General features: G+C 44.9%; 12 protein-coding genes and 1 pseudogene. 3 read left to right on the top strand and 10 right to left on the bottom strand.

The features are described 5' to 3' along the window. The first annotated feature begins 5 nt into the window (after positions 1–5). Both BM607_RS06775 and BM607_RS06780 read left to right on the top strand, forming a co-directional pair. On the top strand, positions 6–224 hold the full coding sequence (locus BM607_RS06775) for a YnbE family lipoprotein (RefSeq protein ID WP_006081898.1): 219 nt from the start codon (positions 6–8) through the stop codon (positions 222–224). A gap of 24 nt (positions 225–248) precedes the next feature. Next, positions 249–584, top strand: a complete 336-nt coding sequence (locus BM607_RS06780; RefSeq protein ID WP_071939385.1) for a YdbL family protein — start codon at positions 249–251, stop codon at positions 582–584. Positions 585–968: 384 nt separating this feature from the next. Here the strand turns inward: BM607_RS06780 and BM607_RS06785 are convergent, their stop codons facing one another. Beyond that, a complete protein-coding gene (locus BM607_RS06785; protein WP_071939384.1) occupies positions 969–1,898 on the bottom strand; it encodes a DUF2971 domain-containing protein in 930 nt (309 codons plus the stop codon). 198 nt (positions 1,899–2,096) lie between these two features. Between BM607_RS06785 and BM607_RS06790 the strand changes: the two are divergent. Next, positions 2,097–2,204 (top strand): annotated as a pseudogene (locus BM607_RS06790) (phage integrase N-terminal SAM-like domain-containing protein); the annotation flags it as partial. Between the two features lie 606 nt (positions 2,205–2,810). On the opposite strand, the gene BM607_RS06795 reads toward BM607_RS06790, so the two are convergent. From BM607_RS06795 to pepN, 9 genes are all read right to left on the bottom strand, one after another. Next, positions 2,811–3,344, bottom strand: a complete 534-nt coding sequence (locus BM607_RS06795) for a cell division protein ZapC (protein ID WP_006081901.1) — start codon at positions 3,342–3,344, stop codon at positions 2,811–2,813. Positions 3,345–3,544: 200 nt separating this feature from the next. Then, positions 3,545–4,564, bottom strand: coding sequence for a quinone-dependent dihydroorotate dehydrogenase (gene pyrD, locus BM607_RS06800; protein WP_071939383.1), 1,020 nt, complete (start codon positions 4,562–4,564; stop codon positions 3,545–3,547). Positions 4,565–4,627: 63 nt separating this feature from the next. Next, positions 4,628–9,472: an NAD-glutamate dehydrogenase gene (locus BM607_RS06805; protein ID WP_071939382.1), complete on the bottom strand. Its 4,845-nt coding sequence runs from the start codon at positions 9,470–9,472 to the stop codon at positions 4,628–4,630. Positions 9,473–9,736: 264 nt separating this feature from the next. Next, the gene (locus BM607_RS06810; RefSeq protein WP_071939381.1) at positions 9,737–12,052 is read right to left on the bottom strand and encodes an MMPL family transporter; all 2,316 of its coding nucleotides are present in this window, start codon (positions 12,050–12,052) and stop codon (positions 9,737–9,739) included. A gap of 32 nt (positions 12,053–12,084) precedes the next feature. After that, positions 12,085–13,101, bottom strand: a complete 1,017-nt coding sequence (locus BM607_RS06815; protein ID WP_071939380.1) for a YCF48-related protein — start codon at positions 13,099–13,101, stop codon at positions 12,085–12,087. Between the two features lie 54 nt (positions 13,102–13,155). Next, positions 13,156–14,520: a DUF1329 domain-containing protein gene (locus BM607_RS06820; protein WP_006081906.1), complete on the bottom strand. Its 1,365-nt coding sequence runs from the start codon at positions 14,518–14,520 to the stop codon at positions 13,156–13,158. A gap of 13 nt (positions 14,521–14,533) precedes the next feature. Continuing rightward, a complete protein-coding gene (locus BM607_RS06825) occupies positions 14,534–16,576 on the bottom strand; it encodes a DUF1302 domain-containing protein (protein ID WP_006086279.1) in 2,043 nt (680 codons plus the stop codon). A gap of 338 nt (positions 16,577–16,914) precedes the next feature. Continuing rightward, positions 16,915–17,130: a DUF2835 domain-containing protein gene (locus BM607_RS06830; RefSeq protein ID WP_071939379.1), complete on the bottom strand. Its 216-nt coding sequence runs from the start codon at positions 17,128–17,130 to the stop codon at positions 16,915–16,917. Positions 17,131–17,173: 43 nt separating this feature from the next. Further along, complete coding sequence (gene pepN, locus BM607_RS06835; protein WP_071939378.1) at positions 17,174–19,723, bottom strand: aminopeptidase N; 2,550 nt, start codon at positions 19,721–19,723, stop codon at positions 17,174–17,176. Between the last annotated feature and the right edge of the window lie 80 nt (positions 19,724–19,803).

Here is a 19,803-nt window from a genome sequence, read left to right on the forward strand (position 1 = left end):
CCTCAGTGAAGATAATTCAATTACAGCAAGTTAGCCTAGGTGCCCGCAGCGCGCTCGTCGCATTGTTCGCACTCGCCGCATTGCAGGGCTGTGCGCCCACAGTAAAAATAGAACCGCCGGATAAACCTATCGTTATCAATCTCAATGTAAAAATTGAACATGAGATACGGATCAAAGTGGATAAGGAATTAGACCAACTCCTGTCAGACGATAAGCTGTTCTGATTTATTAAGAATTGAGGAATCACCATGAAATCAATCCGACTAAAAACAAAGTTATTATTGCTATTAACCCTCAGCGTCTTAAGCCTCAGTGCTTTTGCCATGTCACTTCAAGACGCTAAATCACAGGGCTATTTAGGCGAACAAGCCAACGGCTACTTAGGATTAGTGCAAGCCAATCCCGAAGCCAAAGTCGTGATGGACGACGTAAATAACAAACGTCGCGCCCACTACGAAACCATCGCCAAGAAGAACAAACTCTCCCCCGCCGACGTCGCTAAACTCGCCGGTGAAAAAGCCATAGCCGCCACAGATAAAGGCAACTATGTGCAAGATGCCAAAGGCAAATGGATTAAAAAGTAGTCCGCTTTTAAAGCGCTCTAGCGCATAAAAGCAAAACAAATAGACATAAACAAAACGCCTGCAATAGCAGGCGTTTTTGTTGATGGAGTTTGATTAAGCACACTCATTGCAGTGACACGCCGTCCTATTTCCTAGTAAAAAGCATACCTAAAAGCTCGACCATCATATCCCTGTCACGAACGATCATTTACGTGATTGTGCTTAATCTCATCAACCCCTGCGTATACTGGTAACCAAATTTAACAATGGATGTGTCATTAATTCTTATTAAATTGCCTACAAATTCTCAAGCTGCTATTTGCATAATAAAGTATCAACAACCAGCATCGGGCTTGTTCAACACTTGGGATAAGGTCGCGGCTACGCGCCGCCTAACCTTATTTGTTATGTTCGATCCATTTCACTGAACTTTAAAGTGTAAAAGTCTCGATTTAGTGAAGCTTTCCATTGCTCTATATTACGGTAGTTATAAAGGTATTCTTGATAACCATCTATTGTACTTTCACTCACATTAAGCCCGTAGATTATAGACTTAGCATGGCCTACTTTAAAAAGGTATAAACTGCTAGGGTCATAGCTAAGCTCCACTAAATTATTGGCATATGCTTCTCGTTCTATTTTATCGGATAGCTGATCCAGATAAACAGTGAATCTGCCGTCACTATCTTCGCTACCAATAGCAAGGAGTTTGTTTAACACATGTTTGTTATTCAAACGATGAACATTGGTAACAACGACTTTGTCTGCTTGATCTAGCCGAAGAGTCACACGATGCTCTTTTTCGTATATCCATTCATCACTTTTCTGTTGGAAAATCTCAAATAGGATACGATCTTGACCCTCCGCAGAGATATTAGAGTAATCAAAATCAAATCGGTCAACACGGTATCTTGGTTGCTTTCGATACATAACAGGGAGGCACTCTCCACGGAACATTTCAAAACCGTCACATAAGCTAGTTGTATTTAGCTGTGGCTCATGTAAGTGGGTAAACATGTTGCCATTAAAAGCAGATTGAGCCCAAAACCCGATAACCGCTCCTTTATGTTCATTAGCATAGTGAGACCACATTAGTAAATTGTCTTTCGCTTCAGTTAAACTAATAACGCCGATTTTACTTTTGTTTTCCTCAATATAAGAGAGCAGCTCGTCTGGAGACTCAGATATTTCAAAGTAAGGACTGAGGTCAGACAGAGCTTCTTTACAATAGGTAGCTTCAAAAGGGTCATTTAGTGCCGCCAACTGAGTTGCTCTGATATAGCCTTCTTTCAAAAAGTACTCAGGGTTCGACATATATTTATATAAAAGTTTCAATACAACTCCCATGTTGAATACGGTTCGAGAACATAACGTCTTAGTATTTATGCGCTGCGCAGTTTGCAGGGTATAAATCGCTGAACCTTTGTATAGTGCACATGCGCGTTTACCTCATAAGACCAGTAAAAAAGCATGGTTAACTAACTGTAATAAAAGGAACTTATCAGGTTTTATTTAAATATACCACCAGGATAAATGCGCATACACGGTTACGGTATTAGAACTGAAAAATCCTACAGATATTGGATCAAGACATTCATTAACTTTCACTACAAGCGTCACCCTGAAACAATGGGAATGGAATAGGTTACACAATTCTTAACCTTCCTTACCAACCAACGTAAAATGCGAACTCCTGCCTTTAAATCAATAGACTACGCAAATGTTAAAAAGGTGCGCCGTGGTGTTTGACGAGACGACCGTCCGCCCCATGGACGGGGCGGTCGAGCATCCAAGGATGGACTAGCTGCGAGTCGCCGAGTAAATGCCATGGCAAACAGATCTATGTGGATCAAGTGAGCTTATAATCAGTAAGGAATCAGTTCACTTTATGATGCTGGCAACCCATGGCGGAATATTATGCTCACCAAACTGCTCTGCGTACTTCTTGGCCTCGTCACTTTCCTTCTATTTGATAGAAAAATCTGAGCCGAGTTGAGAGTAGTAAGACCTCACGAATTATCGTTGGGTAGCACTAAATAGAAAGGTGTTGAAGATCCACGAGACTAATCTTAGAAAAAGGCTTTCTTAGCAGAAAGAGTACGGATAACGCACTAACGCCATGGGCAGTTGAGCCAATTATCAGCTGATGATGGATAGCAAAAACCAATAGTGATGCTATTGGCTAATGGTCGATATTAAAAACCAATGAGGACTATTAATCTGCAATCACGCGATGCTGCAACCACGCTATGCCGCAACCACATGGCGCTGCGCACGTAGTGGGTGTAAGCGATTATGCATCACTTTGATGGTTTCAAACTGCACCATAGTTTTCGCGCCCGACAAAACACATTCAGGTGACAATAACATCACTAGCGCGGACTGTAGGGTATTTTCAACCACGAGGGCGAGTACTCTTTGCTTTTGGCATTTAAGCTCAAAGACTTTACCCACATCGCTATAAACACAGACATCACTGGTATCAAAAAACCATGATTTTGGCATTTGCGGCGTCAGCATAAAATGGGCTGCGGTGGCATTGAGGGCAATTTGAACAATTGCAGCATCGGACAAAGACAGGGTTTTAGGTAATCTATCGAGTAAGCTCATATAGAATTTGGCGTGCGCAATATTAAATTCCATGCTTGATAAGGCATCAGGAATGAGTAATTTTGCTTTATAAGACGTCAGAAATTCTATTTCGGAACCTAACGATACGCCTAAAACACCATACGAATCGTTATATTTCCATTGCCAATCTTTTTGTGGCATTAATAACATAACGGTGACCCAATATTTGAACACTGGAACATAATAGTAGATATTTTATCCAATATCAAAATAAAAATAATAAAATACAAATTATTTAACAGTTACTTAGTCGATCTAATATAGGATCTTAACAGCGATCTAGGGATCCTTTTAGATCGCTGTTAAAGAATAAGATCTTATTTTAGATCGTTATATTGATCTTAAGATCATTATTTTAAGCGATATGCATTCACAATTTCTTTAATTAACTTCGGACCTTGATAAATAAAACCCGAATAAATCTGCACCATAGTGGCGCCCGCATCAAATTTGGCTAAGGCATCTTCGGCACTATTGATGCCGCCCACGCCGATGATCGGGATCTGCCCTTTCAAGCATATCGCTAACTGCTTGATCACTTTGGTAGACAGCTCTGTCAACGGTTTACCGCTTAAGCCGCCGCTTTCATTGGCGTTGGCAAGACCGCTAACACCATCACGCGTTAAGGTAGTATTGGTCGCAATTGCGCCATCAAATTTGTTTTTAATCAAAGCTTGCGCGATATTTTCAATTTCTTCGATGGTTAAATCTGGAGCAATTTTAAGCGCGATGGGCACGTATTTTTTATGCTTTTCGGCCAGTTCAAGTTGCTTAGTTTTAATTGAGCTCAATAATTCATCTAATAGATCGCCATATTGTAGCGATCGTAATCCTGGGGTATTGGGTGATGAAATATTCACCGCAATATAAGCCGCATGGAGATAAACTTTATCCATGCAGATCAAATAATCGTCTTTACCTTGTTCTACTGGGGTGTCTTTATTTTTACCAATATTGACGCCAACCATAATGTTGGTCTTTTTAGCGATCAAATTTTTGACCAGATTATCGACACCTTTATTATTAAACCCCATGCGATTAATAATGCCTTTGGCAGGCTTTAATCTAAATAGACGGGGTAAATCATTACCGGGTTGTGGTCTTGGGGTCACAGTGCCCACTTCAACATGACCAAATCCCATCGCATGAAAGGCATCAATCGATTCGCCGTCCTTGTCCATACCCGCAGCGAGTCCCACTGGGTTAGGAAAAGTCAGTCCCATAACGCTCACGGGAGCCGGTGCAATCGTTTGTCCGTATAGACACGTTAACGGGCTATTGGCGGTCATTTTTAGACTGCCTATAGCAAGATGGTGAGCTCGCTCAGGATCCATCTGAAACATGACTTTCTGTGCGATTTTATAAAACATGTACTTTCCTCGACCTAAAAAAAGCCCCGGCGATCGCCAGGGCTTCTGATTGTTATAATAAGTTTACTTTTGGCCTTCGCAGTGAAGGATCAGAAGGTTAAGTTCACGTAGGGCGACAGAGAACTTAGCAAACTCATGGCTTTGCGACGTTTTGAAGTCAGCTAGCATGTGGAACCATCTTTCCAATAAGCCTTGATTGATCTCAATCCACTGAGAAATCACGCTTTCGGCATCACAGGTTGCACTGCAGGTTCTTAGTACCACTGAACTTAATGCACGTTGTTGCCAATCCAACTCTTCCCTAAAGGCGGCACGAGCCAGTGCTTGCCAATGGTTAGCCACAGGTTGAGCGCTGATCTGTTCTAAGAACCAGTGCAGCTCAACGCGGGCGCCGAGTTTGAAGTAAGTTTCAGCCACTAGCGCAACTGTCTTATCTTCTGTTTGGGCAATTTGGGCAATGTCTAAGGCAGAGAACAAGGTGCTCATGTTAGCCACAATGGTTGCCACAGCTTGTGGTACGTTTTCTTTGACCAAAGCATTGATCTCAGATTGGATACCCTTAGCTTCTTCTTCGACCAGATATAAATGAACATTGTCTTTAATTTGTTCAAATACTGGTTTGAAGAAGGCAACGGTTTGTTCGATGCTACCAGTGCGGTTACGGTGGCGGAGGAACCAGCGGCTAGCACGACGCATATTGCGGCGTAACTGATGCAGCATTTCACCTTGAACCACAGCAGGAACTATGCCGTTTAAGTCAGTGATCGATTTAGTTAATTCAGCTAAACCAAATACTTCGCGGGCCATAGTGTAGCAAATTGCCGCGTCAGCAACTGAGGCACCAGTCTCATCTTGCATACGTTGAACAAAATTCAAGCCCATGTCGTTAACGAGTTCATTGGCGAGTGAGGTCGCAATGATTTCGCCACGCAGTGGATGGGTTGCCATTTTGTCGCTGTATTTTTCCTGAAGTTTTTTCGGGAAATAGGCAATAAGCAATTGGCTTAACAGCGTATCTTCAGTGATTTCTGGCGTCACTAATTGCTCTTTCAGCACCATCTTCGCATAGGCAACCAGTACTGATAGCTCAGGACGTGTTAACGCACGACCACTGGCTAAACGCTCAGCCAATTCGTCGTCAGACGGTAAGAACTCTAAGGCTCTGTCTAACTTGCCTTCTTTTTCCAGATACTGGATAAAGCGGATCTGCTCTTTTAACTGCTCAGCACCACGCACTTGAGTCACAGAGATAGTACGCGTTTGATCTTTACAGTCTTGCAGTACGATGTGGCCGACTTCTTCAGTCATTTCTTCCAGTAAACGGTTACGTTGTTTCAACGTCAGTTCACCTTCAGTTACCATAGCGTTCAGCAAAATCTTGATGTTCACTTCGTTATCTGAACAGTCCACACCACCGACGTTATCCACGAAGTCAGTGTTGATACGGCCGCCGTTAGACGCATATTCGATACGACCTAACTGAGTGCAACCTAAGTTACCGCCCTCGCCGACTATCTTAGCGCGCAGTTCGCCACCGTTGACACGCAATGCATCGTTGGCACGATCGCCGACTTCAGCGTGGGTTTCGCGTGCAGATTTCACATAGGTACCGATACCGCCGTTCCAGATCAAATCAACTGGCATTTTCAGCAGTTCTTTCATCAGCTCAGTTGGGGTCATAGAGGTTTTCTCTGTGGCCAACATTTGCTTAATTTCTGCCGATAATGAAATGGATTTAGATGAACGTAGGAAAATACCGCCACCTTTAGAAATCAACTTGCTGTTGTAGTCTTCCCAGCTTGAACGTGGCAGAGCGAATAAACGCGCCCGTTCATCATAACTTAATGCCGTATCCGGATTTGGATCGATAAAGATATGCATGTGGTTAAAAGCTGCAACCAGTTTCGTGTGCTTAGACAACAACATACCGTTACCGAATACGTCGCCAGCCATGTCACCTATACCTAAACAGGTAAAGTCTGTGGTTTGGCAATCAATACCGACTTCGCGGAAATGACGCTTAACAGATTCCCAGCCGCCTTTGGCCGTGATACCCATTTTCTTATGGTCATAACCGTTACTGCCACCCGATGCGAATGCATCACCGAGCCAGAAGTTGTATTCAAGAGAAATCGAGTTTGCGATATCAGAGAATGTCGCAGTGCCTTTATCGGCTGCTACCACTAAATATGGGTCATCTTCATCGTGACGAACCACATCCAATGGGTGGACGATTTCACCGTTCAAAATGTTATCGGTAATATCGAGTAAAGCACGGATAAAGATGCGGTAGCATTCTTGACCTTCGGTGAAGAAAGCTTCACGGCCGCCTTCGGTTGGCAATTGTTTACAAACAAAGCCACCTTTAGCACCCACAGGCACGATCACAGTGTTTTTCACTTGCTGTGCTTTTACCAGACCTAATACTTCGGTGCGGAAGTCTTCACGACGATCAGACCAACGCAGACCACCACGGGCCACTTTACCGTAACGTAAATGCACACCTTCAACCCGTGGCGAATAAACGAAGATCTCGAATTTCGGCAGTGGACGTGGCATTTCAGGGATCAGTGAAGGCATGAATTTAAACGAGATATAACTCTTAGATTCGCCTTTAGCATCCTGTTGGTAGAAGTTGGTACGCAAAGTGGCGTTAATCAAGTCTAAATAACGACGAATAATACGGTCATCATCTAGGCTAGACACTTCGTCTAAACGTAAATTGATCTGTTCCATAAACTTGCCCAGAGTACGGGTTTTCAGTTTAGGGTTAAATTTACGGATGAACATCTTCACCAACAAATCAGCGATTTGTGGGTAACGACCGAAGGTTTCTTCGATATAAGACTGACTGAACGTCGCATCGATTTGACGCATGTATTTGGCATACGCGCGCAATACCGAGACTTCACGGCCCGTTAAGCCTGACGCCAGAATAATACGGTTGAAACCGTCATCTTCTAACTTCTTTTGCCACACTTGTGACAGTGCAGTTTGGAATCTGTCTTGGCTATCGGCGATGTTGTCTGTATTGACGACTTTAACTGTCATCAAGAAGTCTAAGATCCAGAAGGTAGAACCGTCTGAGGTCGTGACTTCATATGGACGCTCGTTGATCACGCGCAGACCAAAGTTTTCCAGCATTGGCAGCACGTCAGAAAGATGAATTGGCTCATCTTTATGGAATAGCTTTAAACGCACTTTATTGTCGTTCAGCGCCGCTTCTTGCGGTTGATAGAACAACATGCCGAGCTTGTGTTCGTCATCCAGTGCTTCGAGCTGTTGCATGTCAACGACGGCAGAGCTTGGTAATACGTCTTCTTTATAGCTTTGTTCAAACGCATTGAAATAACGCTTTGTCAGATGAGTGCCGGCTTCTTCACCGAGTGCACTGTTAAGCGCAGTGCTTAACTTATCTTCCCACGAACGTGCCGCTTCTATTAAGTTGTTCTCTATGGCAGCCACATCTACATCCATATTATTGTTATCAACTTTGACTATGTAGTGAGTGCGGGCTAGCGTCGACTCGGAGAAATAAGTCGTAAACTCTACATCTTCTTTGCTGTTAAAATGCTGGGCCAGAATACGTTGAGTATCTTGGCGGAGTTTAGTGTTGTAACGATCCTTAGAAACGTACACTAAACAGGATAAGAAACGACCAAAGCCATCTTTGCGCACAAAGAGTTTCAGCTTGTCTCTGTCTTGCATTTCTAACACGCCATGGGCCATGTGCGATAAATCATCAACATTGGCTTGAATTAGCTCGTCACGAGGTAAATTCTCAAGAATGTTTAGCAGGGCTTTATAGTCGTGTGAACGTGGGGTTAAGCCTGAACGATCTAACACACGCTGCACTTTTTCGTTCAGCAGTGGGATTTCACGTGGGCTGCGGTTATACAGGTTTGACGCATATAAACCGATAAATCTATCTTCACCAACCACATTGCCTTTCTTATCGAAACGCTTGATGCCGATATAATCGACATAAGCTGGGCGATGTACGCGGCTCTTGGCACTGCTCTTAGTGAGGATCAACAAGCTGTGGTCTAAGGCTTCTTTGCGGGCGCTATCTGAGAAGCTAGATAGCAACAAACCTTGCTCAGGTTGCGCTTTAGTGTGCTTGTTCATCAAACCTAAACTAGAGGCGATATTAGGCACTAACTCAACGTCACCTTCGACACGATTCAAATCGTATTGGCGGTAACCTAACAGCGTAAAATGATGATTATTCAAGTAAGTCAGGAAGTTAATCGCTTCTTCTAACTCTTGCTTATCGCCAGGGAACGGACGTTTTGGCAATTCCTTGATCATCTCACCCAACTTGGCAGACATGGCTTCCCAGTCATTGACTGATGAAGCAACATCGGCAAGCACAGACTGAATTTCGCGCTCTAATGCTTTGATATCGACAGTGCTGCTTTGGCGGTCAATTTCAATCAAGAATACGGCGACATGTTCAGTGCTTTCTGGACTCTGATTAAGATAAGTGACATTGGTCACACCGCTATCTGAACGCTCGATAGCCAGCGGAGTGTGTAACATCATGTGAGCAGTAATACCCATACGATTCAATGCCATACCAACTGAATCTACCAAGAATGGCATGTCAGGTTGGATAACTTCAATGATCGAGTGGGTAGATTGCCAGCCGTGTTTGGCCTGGCTAGGGTTGAACACTCGTAGGTGAGTGTTACCTTTTGGCGTTTTGTTCAGGGCGTTCCATAAACTGAGAACCGCACCGTATAAATCACTGTCATTACGCGCATTGAGATCGTCTTTCGACATGTGGGCATAAAGGCAGGTGGCGAACTGTTCAACTTGCTTGGCTTGTGAATTAGGGACTTTAGCGTGAATTAAACTGACTACATTTTCAAGTAGTACTGAAGGCATTGCATCTTTCAAGGCCATGTTGCTGTTTCCTTAAGCGTCTATGGCAGCGCTTTTTTCATTATTTGGATGCTTCGGCTTAACGATCTCAGATAAATTAATGTGATCTGGATCATCGCGCGAAGTTTATTACTAAAACCGCTGTATTTCGAGGAAAATTTTAGTGGTACATCCTCTTGAAATCCAGTATTGGCGTAAACAATGAATGACAAATGACCAAACAATCGATAAAGCAGACTAAGTATTCAAAAACAAATGGGGAGCTAAGCTCCCCATTCGTAGACCCTACTTAGGTTGGCGCCAGAAAACGGCGGCCAATGCAGGAAGGATAATTATGGCACCGAGCATATTTACCACAAACATGAATGTTAACAATATTCCCATGTCCATTTGGAATTTAAGTGCCGAGAAGAACCAAGTACTGACACCAATCGCCAATGTGAGGCCAGTAAAGATCACCGCACTGCCCCGTTCGACCAACGCCTCATAGTATGCCTGTTGCACTGGCATACCGTTCGAGAGCTTAGACGACATGGTCGAGAGGATATAAATACCGTAATCCACACCGATACCGACACCCAGCGCAATAACAGGTAAGGTACTGACTGCTAAGCCAATATCCAGTTGCGTCATCAAGGCTTGCGCCAATGTTGACACCACATACAGCGGGATAATCACCGCCACTGTCGCTTTAAAGGATTTAAAACTGATTAAGCACAGTACAAACACGGCACCATAGACATATAACATCATAGGTAATTGCGCTTCAGCTACCGCTTCGTTGGTCGCGGCCATCACGCCTACAGGACCCGATGCCAGTTTAAACTGCAGCTTGTCGTTATCCATTTTCGCGGCGACGGCTTTCACCTTAGCGACCACAGTTTCTATGGTTTCTGCCTTATGATCTTTCATAAACAGATACACAGGCATGACAGAACAATCGCCATTTAACAAACCAGAGGTCGTCGGAATTTGGCCAATGGCCTGCACTAAACTCGCGGTCGTGCGCGGCAGCACTTCCCACCTTGGATTACCTTCGTTAAAGCCTGCGTTCACTTTTTTAGCAACCGACGCCAGACTCACAGTCGACTCGACCCCAGGCGTATTACGCACTAACCATTCAAACTCATCAATTTGAGTCAGCACATCGTGGTAAGTACAAGCCTCGGGCGCCGCCTCAACAATCACAGTCATCACGTCGGTAGTGATGGAGAAATGATCTGTGATGAAGAAGGTATCGAGGTTATAGCGCGAATCTTGGTGTAACGCTGGCGCCCCGCCCTGTAAGTCACCAATCTTCATCTGATTGGCTTGTTGCAGACCGGCAAAATACAACACCACAGTGGCAATAATCACCACCACAGCGTATTTAGGCGTCGCGAAACGTGCTAAGAAACGCCAAATCGCTTCAGTGCGGACTTCTTCAGCCGTCGGCTCTGCGGTTTTATTGACTTTGATTTCAGTAAAAGAAATCACCAAAGGCAACAGGATAAGGTTAGTGAAAATAATCACGCCCACACCGAGTGATGCCGAAATCGCGAGCTCGCGAATAATCCCGATATCAATCGACAACAGAGTAATAAAACCAACAGTATCAGACAGTAAAGCCACACCGCCTGGTACTAATAAACTACGAAATGCCGAAGCCGCCGCCGCTTTGGTGGTTTGTCCGTCCATCACGCGGCGCCTTACCGCGTTGATCATCTGCACCCCGTGGCTGACCCCGATGGCAAATACCAAAAACGGCACCAAAATTGACATGGGATCAAGACCAAAACCTATCACAGTCAATAAACCGAGCTGCCAGACCACGGCGGTTAAACTGCAGACGAGGGGTAAAACAGTCAGAATGATTGATTTAGAGAAGAGGTAAACCATGACGGCGGTGATCAAAATGGCGATCACAAAGAACAGCAATACGCCCTTAGCACCATCGGCCACATCCCCCGCCATCTTGGCGAAACCTATGATGTGAATTTTAACCTTGTCAGTTTCAAACTTGCCCCTAAGCTCTTTTTCGAGCTGCGCCGCAAAGGCAATGGTATCTAAGGGTTTACCTGTTTGTGGGTCAAAGTCCATTAACTGCGCCGACACCATGGCCGCACTGTAATCGTTGGCAATTAATCGACCAACGATACCCGCTTTTTCAATATTATCGCGCACGGTTTCGAGCCCTGATACTGAGGTCGAAAAATCCGCAGGAATAACGGGCCCGCCAGCAAAACCATCTTCAACGACTTCTGTAAAACGAGTGGAAGGCGAAAAAATCGATTTCACCTGCGCGCGATCAACCCCAGGTATAAAAAACAGCTGATCGTGCACGTTTTTTAAGGTATCAAAATAGTTCGCATTAAAAATATTGCCGCTGGTATCTTCCACCGCCACCATAATGCTGTTAGCGCCACCAAAATCTTTTTGGTGTTTCAGGTAGGTCTGCATATAGCTGTGGTGCAGTGGAATGTTTTTGATGAAGGCCGCATCCATTTTGAGTTGACTGGCTTGAAAGCCTAAAAACAACGTCAAAAACACAAAAATGCCGACGACCCACGCACGATTGCGGAATAAAAATGACTCAAATCCGTTGACCAGTTTTTCTAACATCTTCTCGGCCCTGTTATTGTAGTTTTAAAATTTTATGGCTTAAGAATAAACAGCCCTTGGCTGCCGGATAACCACATATTCCCTTGATTATCCTTCGCAATAGAGACTAAGTTTTCCCCTTGGCGACGAGTGATAATACTGCTGGTATCATCCCCATTCAGCTTAATCACTATCCCTGCATTTCCCACGAGATAAACCGCATCGTCCGATACTGACATCGCCCCATTGATTGAAGATTGCACTGGCAGTTCGATTTCATTCCACTGGCTTAAACTCACGTCAGCTTTGAATATATGACCGCGAAGGCCCATCACATACACGGCATCTTTCGTTTCAATGGCATTAAACATAGAGCCATCGTAATCAAAACTGGTACGCGCAAAGGTTTGGCCTTGATCGCTTGAAACGGCCACTAGACCTAACTCGCCGACCAGTAATAAACGTCCGTCAGTCAAGGTTAAAATACGATTAAAGTGCGGCAATAATGAAGCGCGTGCGCTCATGTAGGCTGATTGATCGCTGCCTTTCAACTCCGCTAAATAGGACACATCTTCTTCGGCTAACAGCTCCTCATGGAACTCGTCGCTCCAATGTGCGCCACCATCATTAGTGCGATAAAACAAGCCATAAGCCCCAATGGCTAACCCCTTGTTTTCATCTAAAAAAACCACATCGAGGAATGGCTTTTCAATCTCGGGCGAATGCATCTGCTGCTGCCAAGTTTGGCCACCATCCTGAGTATGTAAAATGGTCGCATCATGGCCCACGGCCCAGCCGAGTTTGTCATTAAGGAAAAACACTTTGGTCAGCTGCGAGCTCACGGGTGTCGCCACTTGATGCCAACTGCCGTCATAAACCAGAACATGACCGCGTTCACCCACAGCCACTAACCCTTTGCCCACGTTGGCAATATCTAAAATCAGGGATGAAGCCGCAAGCGGTTGAATTTGAGAAAAAATCGGATCAGAGGGGGTTGCAGATAACGTAGAAGGGAAAAAAGCGCCACCGAAACTTAATGCAGCAACACACTGAAGGATGCGAAACGACATACAAACTTCCTTAAACTAATGAGGGGCGCAGAGCGCCCCTTTATTTGTGGCGTATTAACGGATACCTTCGCGACGCAAAGCATCGGGGGTAAAGTTAGCTTCAGTCAGTTTGGCATCGAAGTTATACATACCACTTTGGTTGTCTAAACCCATGGCGAGATAACGACGGGATTGCAAATCATGGAAGACTTCCAGCGTGTCCCATTGAGTTGGCACTTCGTAGTAGTTCAAGCCATGTGCAACAGCCACACGATACAGCTGATCACGGTTATCGTAGAGGTCGGCTATCGACACTTGCCATGAATCTTCGTCAAGGTACATATCGCGCACTTTATAAATGTGACGCATACCGTCTTTCAACGTCGCCTTCACTTGCCATACGCGGTGTTTTTCCCAACGAACATACTCAGGATTAACATGCCCAGGTTTTAAGATTTGGTCATATTTCAGCTTGTCTGAGTGCAGTTTGTAATCGTTGTACGGAATGTAAATTTCTTTCTTGCCAACCAGTTCCCAGTTATAACGCACTGGAGAACCGTTAAACATGTCGAAATCATCCGTCGTACGCAGACCATCAGACACTGTACCCGGTGTATCGAAAGCAACGTTTGGCGCTTTACGGACACGACGTTGTCCTGTGTTATAGGTCCAAGCTTGGCGTGGCAACGCCTCTTGATCCATGGTCTCTTTTACCAATAACGCAGTACCCGCTAAACGGGCTGGCTGAGTCACCACTTGCTTAAAGTAGAACAACGTATTGCTGGCTTTAAGCAGATCTAAGGTCATTTCTGGACGAGAATATTCGAAGCGAATTTCCTCTGAGGTTTCCACTAAGCTATAGCTACCATCGGCCGTTGGTGCAGCTTGGCTACGGGAAGTCTCAATATCAACCCCGCGAAAACGCAAAATGTGGTTCCAAATCGCTTCTAACCCATTTGCTGGGATCGGGAATGGAATACCAATAGCAGCGCCAGAAATACCATTGCCCTGTGCAATCAATTCTGCACGTGTCGCGTTAGCTTTGGTCGCATCATAGACAAACTGTGGCACTGATGCGCTACGGCGAGTCTTATACACATTCATCTTGTAGGTATCAGGATAAAGTTCGAACAACTTCATCTGACCCGGCGTTAAAAAGTCTTTATATTGCGCTTTGTTAGCATTGGTAATGGTGAATTCAATCTTATCCTCAGGGAAAGGATCTGGGTGATGCATCCCTTTGGTATAACCCGCTACAGGCTTAGTGATACCACCATCCCAAGCAGGAATAGAACCGTCAGCATTACCTGCTTTTTCAGCACCTAAAGGGGTGAGCTCATTGCCAAGTTTAGCCGCGTCAGCCTCTGATACCTTAGCCATAGCGACTGGCGCTACGAGTGCGAACATCACTGCACTCGCCAATATCGTCAGTTTCTTCATTGTTTGAGTCCTTTTAGATCGAATACTTGATATTGAATGAAACATAATCACGATCTGCCATCGCATTCGTCGTACCGACACCGCCAAAGAAATTGTTATAGGAGATATCTGCACCCCAACGGTTTTGATAGTCGAAGTTAACGCCTAGCGCGACAGACTTGCGTCCTTCCGTGAACAGGAACATAGGATCCGGAGTAATACCGTCAACGTCATGGGAGAAAATGACCCGTGGCGACATATTGACCCCAGCAAAGACGTTGTTGAAATCCGCTTTTGCCACTAAACGGTAGCCCCAAGCAAAGTCAGTTGGGAACGGGTTAGTTTCAGGACCATTGTGCAAGGCTTGAATGATGCCAGGCATATCTGGGTTGCCGCCAGAACGTGACGTACCGGGACCATTGAGACGTAGCTCATCGAAACCTGGCATATCGTGGATCCACACACCACCCACTTCGGCCAACATAGTTAAGTTATCTAAACCTAAGGTTGGGCCAAATAGATGGGTGAAAGTCATCTGCGCCTGTGTGGTATCCACGCGAATAAAGCCATCGACGGTTTCACCCGGTTGAACGTCTTTAATCTGTGAAATACCATCAAGATCGGGACGAAGCCCCGCATTGGCTAACTGTTGTGGCATACCGGCGAACAGCAATTCAACGTCATCAATCTGCAGTGGCTCATCTTGACGATGGGCAATCTCACCCGCGACAGACGTATCACCAATCAAGGTGTTGAAGCTGAAACCGTAGAGTTTAATATCCTCTGGATAGACGATTTGCGCCTTAGAGAAGCTCTTCAGGCTGAGCAGCAATTCACGGTTAATGTTGCCCGAGTTTTGGCCTACCGTCGCCAAGTCAGATAACAATGCACCCGTGCTAAAGTCGGCAGCAGTACCACTGATAAGTGGACGACGACTATGGTAATTCATGAAATAGAAACCAAATTCGGTTTCACCTAGCTCAGGCGCGTAATAACCCAGCTTGATACCGTATTGGCCATCATTGCTTGGTTCTTCTTCATCCTGCACTAGCGTCACTTTCGTTGGGTAGGCTAAAGCCATAGAAACCAATTGCTGTGTCGGAATAGATTGGCCGCTGGCGATCATGCCCGCTAAACGCTCATATTCTTGCATCACAAAATCTAAGTTGATGTCAGGGTTAGCGTTAAACCCAAGCTGAGCGTTTTGAGCATAACCACCAAACCCGGCAAAATCGTTAGTCGCAAAAATCGAGCCCGGAGTTGGAACCCAAATAGGTTGCCAATCATATTGATAGAATGCTTCAACCGTTAGCGAATCTGTCAGGCCAAGGGATGCCCACACCATACCTTGCGGTCTAAACGCTTCTTTTAACTCAGCACCAGGTGCGTTAAGAATGTTCAAATCCACGGCGTTAATTTCACTGATCCCATGGGCAATCAGTGTACTTTCACCCCATGACACCACTTGATTACCAACACGAATAGATAATGGATTCGCACCCTCATTCAAATCGAAGTTGGCATAGACAAACGCATCTAATAAACGGATATCTTTACATTGTACTTCTGAAGCGCGGCTATCTTCGCAAGGGTCAAATTCTTTACCCGTGATCGGATCGTTGTAGTCATAATTGCCATCGTTCAGTTTACGATCATAAAAATACATACCGCGGGCGAACAAACCGTAGTTTTTGTATTTCAACGATAATTCATGCAAACCTTTTACGATCTCAGACGTAGTATCGCCTTGAGAATAAAGTAAGTTACTTAAGTCATTGTTGCTGGAATACGACCCGGGCTGGGCCCAAATCTCAGCTGAAGTATATTTTGTATTACCAAATGCGCTGTAATTAGACCAATCGAATTGGGGTTGATTCACCTTACCAATTTGACCTTCCCAATCGCGCGCGCCAACACGCCAGCTCGCACCAGCAGTCCAAGTTGAGTCGAATGTGCCCTCAACCTCTCCCCAATCAAAAGATATTGCATTAACGCTTGGGATCATTAACAAACTCAATGCCGACGCTACCCCCAAAGCAAGCGCCGATTTGTTAAAACTATTTTTAACAATTTTCATTTTAGCTCTCCGTACCCTGCTGGATTCTTTGTTTTAGGAATTACAACCAACATCTTGTTAGCTCACAGGTAACATCATTGTTACAGCAATTAATCCCCTTGGGCAAGGCGCAGTTAGAGAAAATTTTCTAAAGAATTAAGCATGTAGACACATTTGTGCCAGCAGTTGAAAAGGTGGGATTTAAATTAGAGAAAAGCGGGATAGAAATGAAGCGGGAAAAGATATCAAAATATCATATAATTCATTAACATATTTAAAAACTAAATATCACAAACCGAGCCTGATAATCAGCCGACCGTTTAAAGTAATTACTCTAAGCGCAAATAAACAAATTCAGACTAGACTCGATTTAATGAAACAAATTGTCCCTTGTCATCTAAAATCAATTTGAAATAGCCTTGAATGCCATTTTCGGTTAAAAAACGTCTGAAATGACGGCCATTAATCCACAAAATACGTCCTTGCGTTTCGCGGACCTCAATTTTATCAGCAAGCCCTTGATAGTAGGGTAAGAAATCTCGATAGCTGATCGTTAGTTTGAAATACAATTCCATAATATCAGGGCGGCATCGATTGCCGCCCTCCTCCTACAAACCGCTATTTTGCCAATGCCTTAGAGACTTTTTCGTACATATCCTTAGATAAGTCAGGTAAAGCCAAAAGTTGCCCTAAACAGGCTTTTATTAAGGTTTGACGGCCTAAGTCGAATTTATGGAACTGGATCAATGGCGTCACCATGCGCGCCGCGACCTGCGGATTGAGCTTATTAAGGGTAATTAAGCATTCGGTTAAGAAGGCATAACCCTTACCGTCTTGACGGTGGAATTGGTAAATATTCCCCGCCGCAAAACTGCCCACTAACGCGCGCACTCGGTTTGGATTACTCATACTAAAACGCTTGTGCTGCTGTAATTGACGCAGACATTCAATCACATCTTGCGCATTACGAGTCGCTTGCAACATAAACCATTTATCCATTACCAATGGCGTGTCCTGCCAACGCAGCTCAAATACGGTCATCAGCTCATCGCGACAAGGCAAATCGCCCACATTCGCCGCAGTCAGTGCGCCGAGGGAATCTGTCATATTGCTGGCTTTATCAAACTGGGAAATCACTAACGCTTCTGCCTCATCCGACACCCGTGCTAACCACGTTAAACACTGATTTTTAAGCGCTCTTGCCTGCGTGCTATCGACTGATACCAAAGAGCGATAGAGCGCGATCAATTCATCTTCAGAGTGTGAAGCAAGCTCTGTTAACACAAATTCACGGGCTAAGGCTAACGCATCGAGATCAACGCTGTCAGTTTGCTCAATCAAAGCAGATGCCGTAGGTATAGCTAAGATTTCGGCAATCAATGCTGAGTCAAGTTCAGTGTCTAACAACACGCCTTTAAAACTATCGCGCACGCGGGGATCGAGTGTCATGGCTTGTTGCTGCTGTAAACTCGCGACATTCTGCCAAATCGCTTGGCTCACTAAGGTCACTGAGGCTTCCCAGCGCGCCACTTCGCTGCTGGCAAAACGCATCAAGTGAACCAGTTGATCCACATTGAATCGATATTGCAATTTAACGGGCGCGGAGAAGTTTTGCAGCAGTGAAGCCACCGGCTTATGACTTAATCCCTCAAAACTAAACACTTGTTCAGCTTGAGTAAAGTCGAGAACTTCATTCACTAAAGAGTGGCCCTTGGCATCTAACAGTTCGATACTGAACGGGATATGCAAGGGTGATGCACAGTTCGCTAAACTTTGTTTAAGGGTTAATTGGTAAACGCCCGTTAGCGCATCGAAACTGTCCATCGCAGTCACAATCGGCGTGCCCGCTTGGCTATACCATAAACGGAATTGGGTTAAATCTACGCCGCTGGCATCTTCCATTGCCGCCACAAAATCATCGCAGGTGACCGCTTGGCCATCGTGGCGTTTAAAATACAGTTTCATCCCCGCTTGAAACTTTTCTTCGCCAAGCAAAGTGTGCATCATGCGGATCACTTCAGCGCCCTTGTTATACACAGTGACGGTGTAGAAATTATTCATCTCAATCACAGATTCTGGACGAATGGGATGGGACATAGGGCCAGAATCTTCGGCAAATTGCTGATTCTTGATCACTTTGATTGCGTGAATTCGATTCACAGCGCGTGAGCCTAAATCGGAGCTGAATTCTTGATCGCGAAAAACCGTTAAGCCTTCTTTTAAACTTAGCTGGAACCAATCACGGCACGTCACGCGGTTTCCGGTCCAATTATGGAAATACTCATGGCCTACCACCGATTCAATACCGTGATAATCCTCGTCGGTAGCCGTTAACGTATCTGCAAGCACATATTTAGTGTTGAAGATATTTAAGCCTTTGTTTTCCATCGCTCCCATATTGAAAAAGTCGACGGCAACTATCATGTAAATATCTAAATCGTACTCGAGGTCAAAACGACTCTCATCCCATGCCATGGATTTTTTCAGCGATGCCATCGCATGGTGTGCTTTATGTAAATTACCTTTATCGACGAACACTTGCAGGATCACTTTACGGCGACTGCGGGTAATGAACTCATCTTGCAACAGATCAAAATCGCCAGCGACTAAGGCAAACAAGTAAGCCGGTTTTGGAAACGGATCTTGCCAGCAAACATAATGGCGGCCGCCCTCTAATTCGCCTTGATCAATCAAATTCCCGTTACTCAGTAAAAACGGGAATGCGGCTCTATCGGCTTCGATGCGCACAGTATATTTGGCTAATACATCGGGACGGTCGAGGAAATAAGTGATCCGTCTAAAGCCCTCAGCCTCACATTGCGTGCAGTAGGCACCATCGGACATATACAGGCCTTCAAGGCTCGAATTGGCCTCGGGATCGAGCTTAGTGACGATGTTCAGCTCAAACTCATCAAGCGCCGTTTCTAAGACTAATTGACCCGCGCTAACATGATAAGGCACTGCTTCACCGTCAACCGTCAGCGAGACCACAGTTAAGTCTTCGCCATCCAATACTAAAGCTTGGGCATGCTTAGAAGCGCGTTTTACCCGACTTATCGCCTGCACATGAGTCTCATTGCCCGCCAGATTAAAGGCTAAGTCGATCGTGTCTATCGTGAAGAGTGGCGCTTGATAATCTTTTAAGTATTTTGCTTGAGCTTGTGTCATTTCGATCCCTTTAACGCTGATCTAAATAAGAAAAAACGCGCCATAAGCGCGTTTTGATATTGGATAAATCGACTCGACTA

Source organism: Shewanella sp. SACH (assembly GCF_001887095.2).
GTDB classification, from domain to species: domain Bacteria; phylum Pseudomonadota; class Gammaproteobacteria; order Enterobacterales; family Shewanellaceae; genus Shewanella; species Shewanella baltica.